A 16,878-nucleotide genomic window follows, 5' to 3' on the forward strand; every position below is an offset into this window, starting at 1 on the left:
ATGGCGCGATTAAGAGGGGATTATGGACCTTGGGTTTTCCGGCGGCGATAGCGGGTTGTCGCGCCGGCTGGGCTACGTTAACCCTTAGTTAATAAACCCAGGCCAGCATGGCTGCATCCCAAGCATTGCCAAGGCGAAGACATGCGCGTTCTCCTGCTCTTCCTGACATTTCTCCTGGCTGGCCCGCTGCAGGCCAACCCGTTTGACGTCAAACCCGACTTTCTGCCGGTCGACCAGGCCTTCGTCCTGACCCAGGACCGCCAGGCCGATGGCCAGATGCGCCTGTTCTTCCAGATCAAGCAGGGCTACTACCTTTACCAGAAGCGCCTGAAGTTCGACGGCCTGGCGGCCGACCAACACCCACAATTGCCCCCTGCCCTGAACCACCACGACGCGTTTTTCGGTGACAGCGCGGTGTATCGCGACCAACTGGAGCTGCTGATCCCGGCCAGCGCCAAGGGTGAGCTGCGCCTGGGTTGGCAAGGCTGCGCCGATGCCGGCTTGTGCTACCCGCCACAAACCACGGCCATAGACCTTGGCGGCAGCGCCACGGCCGTGGCCGATCAGGCCAGCGACCAGGCATTGGCCAGCAACCTGCAGCAAGCTGGCCTGGCCTGGAGCCTGCTGGCCTTCTTCGGCCTTGGCCTGTTGCTGGCCTTCACCCCGTGCTCGTTGCCGATGCTGCCGATTCTGGCTGGGTTGGTACTCGGCAACGGTGCAAGCGTCCGCCGTGGCTGGGTACTGGCGGGGGTATACGTGCTGAGCATGGCGCTGGTGTACGCGGCGCTTGGCGTTGTCGCCGCGCTGCTGGGTGCCAGCCTGCAAGCCTGGCTGCAACAACCCTGGTTGCTGGGTAGCCTGGCGGGGCTGTTCGTGATCCTTGCCCTGCCCATGTTCGGCGCATTCGAACTGCAACTGCCTGCCGCGCTGCGCGACCGCCTGGACCGTGCCGGGCAAGGCACCCGTGGCGGCAACCTGTACGGCGCCGCGCTGCTGGGCGCGCTTTCCGGGTTGCTGCTGGGCCCCTGCATGACAGCTCCACTGGCCGGCGCGCTGCTGTACATCGCCCAGAGCGGCGATGTCATCGAAGGCGGTCTGGTGCTGTTCACCCTGGGTTTGGGCATGGGTGTGCCACTGTTGCTGCTGGTGACGCTGGGCAACCGTTACCTGCCGCGCCCCGGCGCCTGGATGAACCGCGTCAAAGGCGTGTTCGGCTTCGTGTTCCTGGCCATGGCGCTGTACACCGTGCGCAGCTTGCTGGCTGAAACGCTGGTGCTGGCGCTGAGCGGTGCCTGGCTGATCGCGCTGGCCTGGGCCGCCTGGCCAGCCTTGCAGCGCCTGCCTGCACTGCGCGCGGTACCCTTGCTTGGCGCGCTATGGGGCGGCCTGCTACTGGTCGGTGCCGCCGCCGGTGGTGACGACCCATGGCAACCGCTGCGACCCTTTACCGTAGGCACCGCCGTGAGCGCGACACCGCACAACGCGGATACCTTCACCACCGTAAGCCGCCCCGAGGACCTGCAACGCGAACTGGATGCCGCCAAGGCGCGCGGCCAGTGGGTAATGCTCGACTACTATGCCGACTGGTGCGTGTCGTGCAAGGTCATGGAGAAACAGGTATTTGCCCGTGGCGATGTGCGGGCCAGCCTGGCCGGAGTGCACCTGTTGCGCCTGGACGTGACCGCCGACTCACCGGCCAGCCGCGAACTGCTGCAACGCTACCAGGTACCCGGCCCGCCCAGCATCATCTGGATCGGTCCGGAAGGCCAGGAACGTCGCGCCCGGCGTATTACCGGTGAAGTGGACGCGCCGGCATTCGTGCAACACTGGACCCAGACCAGGAGCCAAGGTTGATGCTGACCATCACCCTCGGGCCGTTGACCATGGCCCTCAACCATCTGCTGATGCTTGCCGCCCTGGCCGTTGCCTGTCTGATCGGCTGGTGGGTCGCCCGGCGTGGTGGCCAAAGCCCCGAGTCGGCGCTGTTCAACCTGTTCCTGATCGGCCTGCTGTGCGCACGCCTGGGCTTCGTCCTGGCCTATTGGCCGATGTACCGCGATGACTGGGTGCAGATCATCGACATTCGCGACGGCGGCTTCCTGTTCTGGTCCGGTTTGGTCGGTATCGTCCTGGCCGCCCTGTGGCAGGGCTGGCGCCAGCCTGGTCTACGTCGCCCGCTGGGTTGGGCATTGTTCAGCGGCGCGCTGTTCTGGGGCATGGCCAGCTTGGGCAGCCACCTGTACAGCAAGGGCACGGAGTTGCCGGATCTGAGCCTGACCAATGCCGGCGGGCAAGCCGTGGCGTTGCACAGCTACCGAGGCAAGCCGCTGGTGATCAACATCTGGGCCACTTGGTGCCCGCCATGCCGCCGGGAAATGCCGGTGCTGCAGCAGGCCCAGGGCGACTATCCGCATGTGACCTTCCTGTTCGTCAACCAGGGCGAGACGCCGGAAAACGTCAGCACCTTCCTCGCCACCACCGGCCTGAGCCTGACCCACGTGCTCTTTGACGGCACCGGCCTGCTGGCCCAGCGGGTCGGCTCCATGGCCCTGCCCACCACGTTGTTCTATGACGCCGATGGCCGGTTGATCGGCAGCCACCTGGGCGAGTTGTCGCGCGCCAGCCTGCGCCATGCCCTGGAACCTTTCGAACGGGCCAGCGCGCCCGCCCCTGCCGCACAAGGAAAATGACATGCGATCGACTGCACTGCTGCCCCTGAGCCTGGCCCTCCTGGCCGCCCCGATCCTGCAGGCAGAAGAGCTGCCCAAGGCGATCCAACAGATCCAGGCCAAGGGCGCCGAGATCAAGGGCAGCTTCGACGCCCCCAACGGCCTGCGCGGCTACGCCGCCGAATACCAGAACAACGGCTTGGCCCTGTACCTCACCCCTGATGGCAAGCACGTGCTGGTCGGCAGCCTGTTCGACGAACAGGGCAAGGACCTCAGCGCCGAGCCTTTGCAGAAGCTGGTCTATGCGCCGATGAGCAAGGAAATTTGGGTGAAGATGGAGAAAACCGCCTGGATCGCCGATGGCAAGGACAATGCGCCGCGCAAGGTGTACCTGTTCAGCGACCCCAACTGCCCGTACTGCAACATGTTCTGGGAACAGGCGCGGCCCTGGGTCGAGTCGGGCAAGGTGCAGTTGCGCCATATCATGGTCGGCATCATCCGCGAGGACAGCCCGGGCAAGTCAGCTGCATTGTTGGCCGCCAAGGACCCGGCCAAGGCGCTGGCCGAGCACGAGAGGGCCGGCAAGGGCAGTACGCTCAAGCCGTTGGAGAACGTGCCTGAGAAGGTACAGAAGCAGTTGGAGGCGCATCTCGCCTTGATGGAGGAAATGGGGTTGCAGGCTACGCCGGCGATTTTCTATCAGGACGAGCAAGGGAATCTGCAGAGCCAGCAAGGGGCGCCGCGGCCGGAGATGTTAGGGAAGATTCTGGGTAAGCGGTAAATGCGTAGAGGGGGGGCTGTGCGGCGCTTGCCCTGGGTTTGGTGGTGTTGCGCAAATCGAGCGCCGCCCGCGCGGCGCATCGCGAGCAAGGCTCGCTCCTACGCTAGTTTCGGGCCAATAACGCCTGCCACAGGCGCGCGCGACCGCCGTGATATCGAAGGATGCACGCATGAACATACGCCAATGAAAAGGGGCGCCAAGCGCCCCCCACCTTAAAGCCCCTCCAGCTCCGCCATCAGATCACTCAGCCGGTCGACCTTGTCGTCATCAAGCGCACTGTCGCGCAGCCCTTGCACATACTCAGCCAACGCCTCCACCGTGCTGCACTCGAACATCGCCCGCAGTGGCACGTTCAATTGCAACTGCTTCTGCACCCGCGAAGCGATCTGCGTGGCCAGCAGCGAATGCCCGCCCAGCTCGAAGAAGTTGTCGCACACCCCTACCCGTTCGGCCTTGAGCACATCGGCCCAGATGCCGGCCAGTGTCTCTTCCAGCGGATTGCGCGGTGCAACATAGGCCTGGCTGTGCTGGCCGCCGATATCGATAGCCGGTAGGGCCTTGCGGTCAAGCTTGCCGTTGGCGTTGTGCGGCAGGCTGTCGAACCAGCCCCAGTGCAGCGGCACCATGTATTCCGGCAGTTCGCTGCGCAGGCGCTGCTTGACCTGCTCAAGCAAAGCAGCGTCGGCGACGACGCCTTGATGGGCGACCAGGTAGCCGACCAGGTGCTTGCCGTTGACGCCGTCCTGGACACCGACAGCGGCATCTCGAAGCTCGGCCTGCTCGTGCAGACGCGCCTCGATCTCGCCTAGCTCGATGCGGAAACCGCGGATCTTCACTTGGTGGTCGATACGCCCGACATACTCGAACACGCCATCCGGCCGCTGGCGCGCCAGGTCGCCGGTGCGGTACAGGCGCTCACCCGGCGCGCCATGGGGATGCGGGACGAAGGCCTGCGCTGTGCGCACCGGGTCGCTCACATAACCACGACCGACGCCGGTACCGGCAACACACAGCTCACCCACCGCGCCCAGTGGCGCCAGTGTCAGGTCTTCTCCAAACAGGTACAGACGGTTGTTGTCAGTCGGCGTTCCGATGGGCAGGTAGCTACCGCGGGCGGAGTCAGCATCGACGCGGAAGAACGCCACATCGTCCGAACACTCCGCCGGGCCGTAGGCGTTAACCAGGCCAATGGCCGGGTAACGCTGCAGCCACTGCGCCGCCAGCTCCGGTGGCATGGCTTCGCCAGTGGGCAGCATCCAATGCAACCCATCCAGGGTCTGGTGGTCGTTGGCCAACATGCCCTGAATCAACGAAGGCACGCTTTCCAGCACAGTGATACCGGTGGTTTGAACGTGGGCCAGCAAGCCTTGCGGGTCATGGGCAATGGCATTCGGCACGATCTCGACCCTGGCCCCGAACAGCGGCGCGGCCAGGAACTGCCAGACCGAAATGTCGAAGCTCTGCGAGGCAGTCTGGGCGATCACGTCCTGCTCGCTCAGTGCCAGGTACGGCACCTTGCTCAGCTGGTTGTTGAGCATGCCGCGCTGCTCGACCATCACGCCTTTGGGCAAACCGGTGGAACCGGAGGTGTAGATCACATAGGCCAGGTTGTCCGGCCCGCTGTGAATGCCGGGGTTATGACTGGCGACACGGCTGGCTTGCACCTCTTCCCAGACCAACAGCTTCGGCCGCATCACGCCGCCCAGCTCATCGAGCAACTGACGCGCCTGCTCGGCACAGGCCGCGCTGCACACCAGCACCGGGGTGCGGCTGAGTTCAACGATGCGCTGCAGCCGCGTCGTCGGCAGGCCCGGATCCAGCGGCAGGTAGCCTGCCCCGGCCTTGAAACTGCCGACGATCATGCCCAGCAGCGGCAAGCCGCGCTCGGCCAACAGGGCCACTGGCTGGTCGATGGCCACGCCGACGGCGACCAATGCATGGCCCAGCCGGTTGGCCGCCAGGTTCAGGCCGGCGTAGTCGTACGACGCCTCCAGGCAGCGGGCGACGGTTCGCTCAGGGCTGGCGGCGACCTGAGCCTCGAACAGCTCGACATAGCTCTGATCAAGGGCGTAGGCACGCTCGGTGCGGTTGCAGTCTTCAAGCAGGAAGCGCTGCTCTTCGACCCCCAGCAACGGCAGCTCGCTGACATCGCCTTCGAAGCCCTCGACCAAGGCCAGCAGCAGACGCTTGAACTCGGCCAGCAGGCGTTCGACGGTCGGATAGTCGAAGTAGCGCTGGTCGAACGACAGGTGCAGGCCCAGGTCATCGCCTGGATAGCACACGGCGGTCAGCGGGAAGTTGGTGTGGGTGCGGCCCGAGTCGGAGCTGGCATTCAGGTGCTGGGCGTGGTCAAGCACGGCGGTTTCCACCGGGGCGTTCTCGAACACGAACAGGCTGTCGAACAGCGGCTGACCCTTGGGCAGTTCGCTGCATTCCTGAATCGCCACCAACGGCAGGTACTCGTACTCGCGCAGCTCCATGTTGCGCTCAAGCAGCCCTTGCAGCCACTGGCGCACGCTGCGGCGCTGGCCCGCGTCGGGCAGCTGTACGCGCAGGGCGATACTGTTGATGAACAGGCCAACGGTGCGCTGCATTTGCGGCATGCTCACCGGGCGTCCGGCCACGGTCACGCCAAAGGCGACGTCGCGGTCGCCGCTGTAGCGCGCCAGCACCAGGGCCCAGGCCGCCTGGGCGAAGGTGTTGACGGTAAGCTGATGGGCTTGGGCCAGCTCACGCAGGCGCACACCTTCGCCGACCTCAAGGCGGGTGTAGCAATCGCCGACCACCATGCCGTCGCCGGCACGATCATGGCGCAGCGGGCGATCGCTGGGGATGGCGGTGGCGCGCTCGAAGCCGGCCAGGTTGGCCCGCCACCAGGCACGGGCTTCGTCCAGGTCCTGGCGCTGCAGCCAGCCGATGTAGTCGCGGTAGCGCGGCGGTACCGGTAATTGGGCCTGGCGACCTTCGCCGAGGGCCTGGTAGAGCTCGAAGAAGTCGTTCATCAGCAGCGAACGGCACCAGGCGTCGATGAGGATGTGGTGGTTGCTCATCATGAACCAGTAGCGCTCGTCGGCAACCCGCACCAGACGCAGGTGGAACGGCGCCTCGCGCAGCAGCGCGAAACCGGCCTCGCGCTCCTGCTTGTGCAGGGCGTGCAAACGCGCCTCCTGGGTGGCGTCGTCCAGGCCACGCCAGTCTTGGTAATCCACCGGCGTTCTGGCGGGTTTGTGGATGATCTGCAGCATCGCCTCGCCAGCGTTCCAGCTGAACGATGCGCGCAAGGCTTCGTGGCGCGCCACCACGGCCTGCCAGGCCTGGGTGAAGCGTTCAGGGTCCAGCGCGCTGTTGATGCGGTAGCGGTCTTGCATGTAGTAGATGCCGGTGCCGGGTTCCAGCAGCGTGTGCAACAGCAGGCCTTCCTGCATCGGCGTCAGCGGGTAGACGTCTTCGATCTCGTCGGCGGGTACCGGCAAGGCGTCGATCTGCTCCTGGGTCAGGCGAGCCAGGGGGAAATCTGATGGGGTGAAGCTGCCGTTGCCATCGGCCAGGCAATGCTCGACCAGTGCGAGCAACTCTTGGCGATAGGCCTCGGCCAGACGGGCGATGGTCGAGTCGTCGTAGCGCTCGGCGCTGTAGGTCCAGCGCAGTTGCAAGGCGCCGCCATAGACCTGGCCGTCGACGCTGAGCCAGTTCGGCAGCGGCGCATCGAGGTCATGGGCCAGGCCCGCTGGCGCATCCAGCGGCTGGAATAGCGCGGCGGCATCGAACTGCTGGTCGAACTGCCCGAGGTAGTTGAAGGTGATGCGTGCCTGCGCCAGGGCCGCCATGCGCTCGCGCCCGACGTCATCGGCAAGGTAGCGCAGCACGCCGTAACCCAGACCTTTGTGCGGTACCTGGCGCAGTTGTTCCTTGATGTGCTTGATGGACGTGGCGCGGGCGCTTTCGTCGTCGCCTACCGCTGGCTTCAGGCACAGCGGATAGGCGTTGGTGAACCAGCCGACGCTGCGAGTCAGGTCCATGTCCTCGAACAGCCCGTCACGGCCATGGCCTTCGAGCTGCACCAGTACGGTTTCGTCCTCGCTCCAGCGGCACAGGACACGGGCCAGCGCGGTCAACAGCAGGTCATTGACCTGGGTGTGGTAAGCCGCCGGGGCCTGCTGAAGCAACCGACGGGTCTGCTCCACGTCCAGGCCGATGGCCAGCGTGCGCGCATGCCGGTTCAGGTTACCGCCCTGAGGGTGATCGCATGGCAACTCGTGGCGCACATTGCCGAGTTGCCTCTGCCACCAATCCAGCTCGTCTCTTAGCGAGTCACTGCCGGCGTAGCTGGCCAAGCGTGCTGCCCAGTCGCCCATGGCATGGGTCTTGGCAGCGAGCGTCTGGCCACGGTAGAGCGCTTGCAGGTCTTCGAGCAAGACACGCCAGGACACACCGTCGACCACCAGGTGGTGGATCGCCAGCAACAGGCGCTGTGCGCCCTGCCCATCGCTCACCAGCAAGGCGCGCAGCAGTGGGCCTTGGTGCAGGTCGAGGCTGCGCTGCACGTCGGTGTACAGCGCTTGGCAGTCGTCGAAGTCGCTGACCGTGGCGGTCCACAGCAACTGCTGGCTGGCCGACGCCGCATACTCGGCTTGCCAACGGCCATTGGCCTGGACGAAGCGCAGGCGCAGGCTGTCGTGGTGTTCCACCAGGCCGGCCAGGGCGCGCTCCAGCACCGTGCTGTCCAGTGCTTGGCGAGCTTGCAGCAGCACAGCCTGGTTCCAGTGTTGTGGCTGGGTGACCTGGCTGTCGAAGAACCAGTGCTGGATCGGCGTCAGGCCACTACGCCCCTGCCGCAAGCCCTGCTCGATGTCGCTTGGCGCTGCGCTGCGGCTGACCACGGCGGCGAGGGTCTGGATGGTCTGGTGCTGGAACAGGTCGCGCGGGGTGAACTGCAGGCCCAGCTGACGGGCACGGCTGACCACCTGGATCGACAGGATCGAGTCGCCGCCCAGTTCGAAGAAGTTGTCCTGCACGCCCACGCGGGCAGCATTGAGCACCTCACACCAGACCTGCACCAACTGTGCCTCGACTTCGTTGCTCGGGGCCAGGTAATGCTGTTGGGCTTGCTGGAGATCCGGCAGCGGCAGTGCGCGGCGATCGAGCTTGCCGTTGCCCGTCAGTGGCAGGCTGTCGAGCAGCACCAGGTGCGCCGGTACCATGTAGTCCGGCAGGTGCTGGCGGGCATCGGCCTTGATCGCTTCGCGCAGCGAGGCCTGGGCCTCGGCGCTCGCCGTGGCCTGCCTGCACACCAGGTAGCCCACCAGTTGCTTGCCACCGGGCAGGTCGATTGCCAGGACCACCGCGTCGTCGACATCGGCATGCTCCTGCAGGCGGCTCTCGATCTCGCCAAGCTCGATCCGGAAACCGCGGATCTTCACTTGCTGGTCGGCACGCCCGATGTACTCCACACACCCGTCGGCACGCAGGCGCACCAGGTCGCCGGTGCGGTACAGGCGACCGCCATCATGGCTGAATGGGTCGGCGACGAAGCGTTCGGCAGTGAGCCCGGGGCGGTCGTGGTAACCCTGGGCCAAACCCGCACCACCGATGTACAGCTCGCCGATGCCGCCCTGGGGCAGGAGCGCCAGGTCCTCGTCGAGAATGTACGCGCTACGTGCGCCGATCACCCGGCCGATCGGCACGCTGCCGGCATCGGCGGGCAGGGTCTGCGGCGCCAGGCAGGCCAGCGGCATCACCACCGTTTCGGTCGGCCCGTAGGCGTTGAAGAACTGTTGCGGCGCGAAGGCCTGGCGAATGCGTTGCAGGTGCTCGCCGGTCAGCGCCTCGCCGCCGGTGATGACCAGGCGCACCGGCAGTTGCTCGCCCCGCCCCGCCAGGTACTGGGCCAGCTGGCTACCATAGCTCGGGGTGAAGCCCAGCACGCTCACCTGTTGTTCGCGCACCAGTTGGCAAATGTCCTCGGCGCCCCACTGCCCCTGTGCGCGCAGCACCACGCGGGCACCGCACAGCAGCGGCACCAGCAGGCGCTCGCTGGCTGCGTCGAAGTTGATCGAATAGAAGTGCAGCTCGCAGTCGTCGCTACGCATGCCGAAGGCGGCGATCACCGCCTGGCAGTGCATGGCGATTTCACCGTGGCTGACCACCACGCCCTTGGGCTTGCCGGTAGAGCCGGAGGTGTAGATCAGGTACGCCTGGTGCTGTGGCAGGTTGAGGTTGTCCAGCGGCGCATCGCTGTAGGCGGACAGGCTGACGGCATCATCTTCGAGGCTCCAGCGGGCCACGCCATCGGGCAGCTCGCCGAGCGCCTCCAGCAGCGTGCGCTGGCTCAGCAACAGGCCGATGCGGCTGTCCTCGATCATGTAGTGCAAACGGTCGAGCGGGTATTCGGGGTCCAGCGGCACATAGGCACCGCCGGCCTTGAGAATGGCCAACAGGCCGACGACCATCTCCAACGAGCGCTCGAGGGCCAGGCCCACCCGTACCTGCGGGCCGACACCGCGCTCGCGCAGGGCCCGGGCCAGGCGGTTGGCCCGTTGGTCCAGCTCGGCGTAGCTCAGGTGCTGGCCGGCGAAGGTCAGTGCCAGGGCTTGCGGGGTACTGGCGGCCTGGATGGCGAACAGGCCGTGAAGGGTCTGGTTGAGTCCGTGGTCCGGCTCGCCCTGCAAATGGCCCACCAGCACCTGCTGCTCGGTGTGGCTCAGCATCGGCAACTCGCACAGACGTCGTTGAGGATCGTCGAGCAGGCCGACCAGCAACTGCTGCCAGTGCTCGGCCATGCGCGCGATGCGCGGTTCGTCGAACAGGTCGCGGCTGTAGGTCAGGCAGCAGCCGAGGCGGCCGTCCAGGTCGGTGACCTCCAGATAAAGGTCGAACTTGGTGGCACTGGCGTCGTTGACCAGGTAGTCCACCTGCATGCCCGCCAGTTCGCGGCGCTGCTGAAAGGCCCAGCGCTGGACGTTGCACATGACTTGGAACAGCGGGTTGTAGGCACTGCTGCGCGGCGGCTGCAGGGCTTCGACCAGTTGGTCGAACGGCAGGTCCTGGTGCGACTGGGCCTCGATGGCGACCTGGCGCACCTGATCGAGCAGCGCGGTGCCGGTCATCTGTCCGTCCATCTCGCAGCGCAGCACCTGGGTGTTCAAGAAGGCGCCGATTAGCCCCTCGCTCTCGGGACGAATACGGTTGGCCACCGGCGCGCCGATGCGCAGGTCGCGCTGGCCACTGTAGCGGTGCAGCAATGCGGCCAGCGTGGCGGTGATGGTCATGAACAACGTCAGGCCACGTTGGCTGTTGAAGGCATGCACGCGGGCCACCAGCGCCGGGTCGAGGTCGAAGCGATACAGCTCCCCCCGGTGGCTCTGCACGGCCGGGCGCGGGCGGTCGGACGGCAGGGCCAGCACCGGGTGTTCATCGCCCAGGCGGGCTTTCCAGTAGGCCAGCTGACGGGTGCCCTCACCGCTCTCCAGCCACTGGCGTTGCCACACGCTGTAGTCGAGGTACTGCACCGGCAGCGGCGCCAATGGCGATTCGCGCGCGTCGACAAAGGCCTCGTACAGCTCGCCCAGCTCGCGGGCGAAGATGTCCATGGCCCAGCCTTCGGTGACGATGTGGTGCAAGGTCAGGACGAAGAAGTGCTCGTGCACCTCAGTCTTGGCCAGGCACGCACGCAGCAACGGGCCGCGCTCCAGGTCGAACGGCTGGTGCGCCTGGGCATCGGCCAGTTGCTGCAAACGATGCTGGCGGGAATCGGCAGGCAAGGTGCTGAAGTCTTGCCAATCGAGCTGCAGGCCGCTGTGCTCGGCAACGCACTGGTACGGCACGCCGTCGATGCTCGGGAAGGTGGTACGCAGGGTTTCATGGCGCACGATCAGCGCCTGCAAGGCACGCTCGAAGGCCTCCACATCCAGAGTGCCACGCAGCCGGGCCATACCACCGACGTTATAGGCCGGGCTGTCCGGCTCCATGTGCCAGAGGAACCACATGCGCTGCTGAGAGTAAGACAGCGGCACGGCCTGACGGCGGTCGACACGTGCGATCTCGCCTTGCAGGTTGCGCTCGCCAGCCTCGCGGATGCGAGCGATCTCGGCGCAGAAAGCGCCCAGCTCGCTGGCTTCGAACAAGGCTTTGAGCGGCAGCTCGACATCGCAGGCCTGGCGGGTGCGGGAGACGATCTGGGTAGCCAGCAGCGAGTGGCCGCCAAGGTCGAAGAAGTCGTCCTGCAGGCCGATACGTGGCAGGTTGAGCACCGCGCGCCAGATCGCCGCCACCTCCTGCTGCAACGCAGTTCGTGGCTCGATATGTTCGCGCTGCTGCCAGACCGGCGCTGGCAAGGCCTTGCGATCGACCTTGCCGCTGGGGCCCAGCGGCAGGTGCGCCAGCGCAATCAACTGCGCAGGGACCATGTAGGCCGGCAACCGCTCTGCCAGGGCCGCCACCAGCGCTTCAGGCTGGGCGGTGCCACTGTAGTAGCCGACCAGTCGTGCACTGATCCCATCCTTGTGGATGAGCACCAGGGCCTGGTCGACACCGGACTGGCTCAGCAGGCAGGCCTGGACCTCTTCGGGCTCGACGCGGAACCCGCGCACTTTCACCTGCTGATCGAGGCGACCCAGGTACTCCAGCGCCTGGACCTGCATCTGCCAGCGGGCACGGTCGCCACTGCGGTACAAGCGTTCGCCGTTACCATCGACCTGGGGCACGAAGCGTTCGGCGGTCAGGCCCGGACGGCCCAGATAGCCCCGCGCCAGACCCGCACCGCCCAGGTACAGTTCGCCCGGCACACCCGGGGCGGTCAGTTCCATCTCGTCATCCAGCACCCGGCAGATCACATTCCCCAGCGGGCGGCCGATGGGTGAACGCTCACCATCCTCTGCCTGGCAATGCCAGTGGGTAACGTTGATCGCAGTTTCGGTCGGGCCATAACGGTTGTGCAACTGCACCTGCGGTAGCACTTGCAGCACACGGTCACGCAGGTTCGCCGACAGCGCCTCGCCACCGGAGAACACTCGCCGCAGGCTGGTGCAGCCGGCAGTCAGCGGCTCTTGCACGAACACTTGCAGCAACGGCGGGACGAAGTGCAGCGTGGTCACGCCATGCTGCTGCACCAGCGCCGCGATGCGGTGCGGGTCGCGATGCTCGCCGGGGCCGGCCAGCACCAGGCGGCAGCCGGTGACCAGCGGCCAGAAGCACTCCCACACCGACACATCGAAACTGATCGGCGCCTTTTGCATCAGCACGTCGCTGTCGTTCAGGCCGTAGGTGGCCTGCATCCATTGCAGGCGTTCGGCAAGGGCCGCGTGGGTATTGCCGACGCCCTTGGGTTGTCCGGTTGAGCCGGAGGTGTAGATCACGTAGGCCAGGTTATCCCCATCCAGATGCAGGCCAGGCGCCTGGCTTGGCCAACTGTCCAGGTGCAGTTGGTCGAGTGCAATGGCGCTGACGCCGTCCACCTGCGGCAGCCTGTCGAGCAGGCCACTGTGACTGAGCAGCAGGCCGGCCTTGCAGTCTTCGAGCATGTAGGCCAGACGCTCGGCCGGGTAATCGACATCCAGCGGCACATAGGCGCCACCGGCCTTGAGAATGGCCAACAGGCCGATCAGCAGTTGCGGTGAACGCTCGATGGCAATGGCAACGCAGGTGTCCGGGCCGACGCCTTTGTCGCGCAGGTAGTGGGCCAGCCGGTTGGCCTGCTGGTGCAGTTCGGCGTAATCGAGGCTACCGCCCTCCCACACCAGCGCCGTGCGCTGCGGGGTCAGCCGGGCCTGCTCGTTCAGTTGCCCTAACAGCAGGCTCTTAGGGGCTGGCATCGGGGCCTGGCCCCAACCCAGCAGTTGCTCGCGGCCCTGCTCATCCAGCAAACGGACCTCGCCCAAGGCCATCCGCGGTTGGGCGCAGACTTGCTCCAACAACGCCAGCAGGTGCTGGGCCAGGCGCTCGATGGTGCTGGCTTCGAACCGTTCGGCAGCGTAGTCGAACGCCAGGCTCAGGCGGCCCTGGTGGTCTTCCTCGCTGTGCAGTTGCAGGTCGAACTTGGCTTCGCGGCTATGCCACGGCAGCTCTTCGGCCAGAAGGCCGGGCAGGCGGCGCAGGGCAGACAGGTCGCGTTGCTGGTGGTTGAACATGACTTGGAACAGGCCTTGCTCGCGCGCTTCGGGCAAGGCTTCGAGCAGTTGTTCGAACGGCAGGTCCTGGTTGGCCTGGGCTTCAAGGGTCGCTTGGCGCACCTGCGCCAGCAACTGCTGGAACGGCAGACGGCCATGGAGCTTGGCGCGCAGCACCTGGGTGTTGATGAAGAAGCCGACCATGCCCTGGGTTTCCAGGCGCGGACGGTTGGCATTGGGCACGCCGACGCAGAGGTCGTTCTGGCCGCTGTAGCGGTGCAACAGGCCTTGCCATGCCGCCAGCAGGACCATGAACAGACTCGCCTGCTGCTCTCGGGCCAGGCCTTTGATGGCGTCGCCCAACTTGGCCGACACCTTGAGATTGAGGCGCGCGGCGCGCCGGTCGCGCAGGGCGGAGCGCGGATGGTCGGTGCACAGGTCGAGCACCGGCAGTTCATCGCCCAGACGGGCCTTCCAGTACGCCAACTGGCGCTGCGCCTGGCCATCGGCCAGCCACTGCCGCTGCCAGTTGCCGTAGTCGGCATAGCCTAGCGACAGGGGAGCGAGGTTGGCTTGCAGGCCCTGGCAATGTGCGGCATACAACTTGGCGAACTCATCGAGCAGGATGTTCAGCGACCAGCCATCGGCAATGATGTGGTGCAGGGTCACCCACAGCTGATGGTCCTCGTCATCCAGGCGCACCAGGGTCACCCGCAACAGCGGGTCGCCGGTCAGGTCGAACGGATGCTGGGCCTCCTCCTCACGCAGCCTCGCCATGTCATCGGCGCTCAGCCCTTGGAGGTCCACGCGCTTTAGAGTGAACGGTCGCTCGGGCAGGATCCGTTGCAACGCCTGGCCGCCTTCTTCGCTGAACAGCGTACGCAGCGATTCATGGCGGGCCACCAGGGCCTGGAACGCAGCTTCCAGTGCAGCGACGTCCAGCTCGCCGCGCAAGTGCAGGCCGGCGGGAATGTTGTAGGCCGCCGACTGCGGCGCCAGCTGCCACAGCAACCACAGGCGGTTCTGCGCCAGCGACTGTGGCAGCGCCTGGCCACGGCTCAGGCTGCTGATAACCGTCGCCTTGGCACTGCCCTGGGCAAGGATGGCCGCCACGGCAGCACGGTAGTCTGCCAGGATGGGCGCTTCGAACAGCGTGCGCAGCCCCAGGTCGATGCCCAACTCGTCGGCCAGGCGTGCAGTCACCTGGGTAGCAGCGATGGAGTTGCCGCCCAGCAGCAGGAAGTGATCGTCCGCGGCCACCGCTTCGACCTTGAGCACCTCGCGCCAGGCTGTCGCGATGCGCGCCTGCAGAGCGTCGCCAACGGCCGTGGCGATGGCCGGCTCGGCAGGTGCCGGGTAACGCGCATAGCAGTCCAGGCTACCGTCGCTCATGCGCAGACGGCAGGCCGAGCGTTGCAGCTTGCCGCTTGAGGTCTTGGGCAGCGCGCCGGGATTGAGCAGCAACACCACGGCGGGGGCCTGACGGCAGGCATCAGCGATCACCTGGCGCAGGGCCTTGATCAGTTCCTGAGGCTCGACGGCCTTCTGCACGCTGCGGCTGACCTCTACCGCAACGCCAATGCCCTCCTCGCCCTGATCGTCGACGGCGAACACCGCTACGCGACCTTTGCGTAGCACCGCCACTTCACGCTCGAGGGTTCTTTCCAGATCTTGCGGGTACAGATTCTGCCCACGGACGATGAGCATGTCCTTCAGGCGACCGGTGACGAACACCTCGCCATCGCGCATGAACCCCAGGTCGCCGGTGCGCAGCCAGGTCTGGCCGTCCGCCTCGACGAAGGTCCGGGCAGTGGCCTCAGGGTTGCGCCAGTAGCCCAGGGCGATGCTCGGGCCACCCGCCCAGATCTCGCCCACCTGGTTGTCACTCAGCACCTCGAGCCGTTGTGGCTCGACGATACGCACAGCGTGTCCAGGCTGCGGATAACCACAGCTCATCAGCACACTGCCCTCGCCCGGCTCGGCGCGGTTGGCGGCAAACGCTTCGGCGTCCAGTTCCAACGCAGCGATACCCTGGCCACGACGGCTGCCGCTGACGAACAGCGTGGCCTCGGCCAGGCCGTAACTGGCAAAGAAGCTGCTCGGTTGGAAACCGCATGACTGGAACTTGTCGGCGAAGGTGGCGAGGCTGTCCTGGCGGATGGGCTCGGAGCCGGAATACGCCACGCGCCACCGGCTGAGGTCGAGCCCGGCCAGGGCCGCCTCGCTGACCCGCTCGCTGCACAGTCGGTAGGCGAAGTCAGGGCCGCCACTGATGGTGCCGCCGTACGCGCTGATCGCCTGCAACCAACGCAGCGGCCTGGCGAGGAAGTAGCCTGGCGACATCAACACACACGGCACACCGCTGAAGATCGGCTGCAATAGGCCGCCGATCAGGCCCATGTCGTGGTAAAGCGGCAGCCAGCTGACGATCACATCGTCCGGGTTCAGGTCGATGCCGAAACCATGGCGAATGAGTTGCTCATTGGCCACCAGGTTGCCGTGACTGACCTGGACCCCTTTGGGCAGGGCGGTGGAGCCGGAGGTGTACTGCAGGAAGGCGATGTCATCGCACGCCAGCGCAGGTTCGCGCCAGGACGCCGCCAGCGCAGGGTCCAGGCTGTCCACCGCCAACAGTGCCGGAGCATTGTCCGCGCTCAAGGCTTCCAGGCCCTGCAGGCTGTCGTGCAGCGCAGTGACGGTCAGCAGCAGGCGCGGCTCGGCGTCGTCGATGATCGACAGCAGGCGCTCTTGATGATGGCGGCGCGATGACTCCGGCGGGTAGGCCGGAACGGCGATGACGCCGGCATACAGGCAACCGAAGAACGCCGCAACGTAATCCGGGCCGCTTGGGAACAGCAGCACGGCGCGGTCCCCTCGTGCGGTTCGCGCCTGCAGGGCGGCGGCTATGGTGCGAGCGCGCGCGTCCAGGTCCCGGTAGCTAAGCACGGCCTGCTCGCTGGGGTCATCGGCCAGAAAGCGCAAGGCGATGCGGTCCGGTGTCTGCGCGGCGCGTTGCGCCAGGGCCTGGACCAGCGTGAGCGGGAGTTCGAAGGCGTCCGTCATGGGGGGTTCCTGCCAGTGTCTGGGTAAGTCGGGCCAGCTGCCCACGCGGTGGTCGGCGGGCAGCGCTCGGCGGCCGGATGTACACAGGTGAACGGATTGGTGGGGGAAGAAATTAGCGTCGGGAGGGATGGAAATAGGGCGCGGGCAGAACACCGCCCACGGCGCATCGTGAGCACGCTCGCGCCCACGGCGGCTTCGTAGCGGATATTCCCGAAGGTTATATTTACTAATTACGTTTCGTATTTGACATTAATTATCATTA

The 16,878-nt window shown here is 66.1% G+C and carries 4 protein-coding genes; 3 read left to right on the forward strand and 1 reads right to left on the reverse strand.

Translation table 11 applies throughout. From position 1 onward, the window contains the following. Positions 1-141 precede the first annotated feature (141 nt). From dsbD to dsbG, 3 genes are read left to right on the forward strand one after another with little or no spacing between them, the layout of a single operon-like run. On the forward strand, positions 142-1,854 hold the full coding sequence (gene dsbD, locus IF103_RS15990) for a protein-disulfide reductase DsbD (RefSeq protein ID WP_023381392.1): 1,713 nt from the start codon (positions 142-144) through the stop codon (positions 1,852-1,854). Beyond that, positions 1,854-2,690 carry a TlpA disulfide reductase family protein gene (locus IF103_RS15995; protein ID WP_104883444.1) on the forward strand — a complete coding sequence of 279 codons (837 nt, stop codon included), beginning with the start codon at positions 1,854-1,856 and terminating at the stop codon, positions 2,688-2,690. The genes dsbD and IF103_RS15995 overlap by 1 nt, the downstream gene beginning before the upstream one ends. Position 2,691: 1 nt before the next feature. Then, positions 2,692-3,450 carry a thiol:disulfide interchange protein DsbG gene (dsbG, locus tag IF103_RS16000; RefSeq protein ID WP_104883443.1) on the forward strand — a complete coding sequence of 253 codons (759 nt, stop codon included), beginning with the start codon at positions 2,692-2,694 and terminating at the stop codon, positions 3,448-3,450. Positions 3,451-3,662: 212 nt separating this feature from the next. On the opposite strand, the gene IF103_RS16005 is transcribed toward dsbG, so the two are convergent. Next, a complete protein-coding gene (locus IF103_RS16005) occupies positions 3,663-16,616 on the reverse strand; it encodes a non-ribosomal peptide synthetase (protein WP_202675474.1) in 12,954 nt (4,317 codons plus the stop codon). Between the last annotated feature and the right edge of the window lie 262 nt (positions 16,617-16,878).

This window comes from Pseudomonas sp. SK2, assembly GCF_016772395.1.
Lineage (GTDB): Bacteria > Pseudomonadota > Gammaproteobacteria > Pseudomonadales > Pseudomonadaceae > Aquipseudomonas > Aquipseudomonas taiwanensis.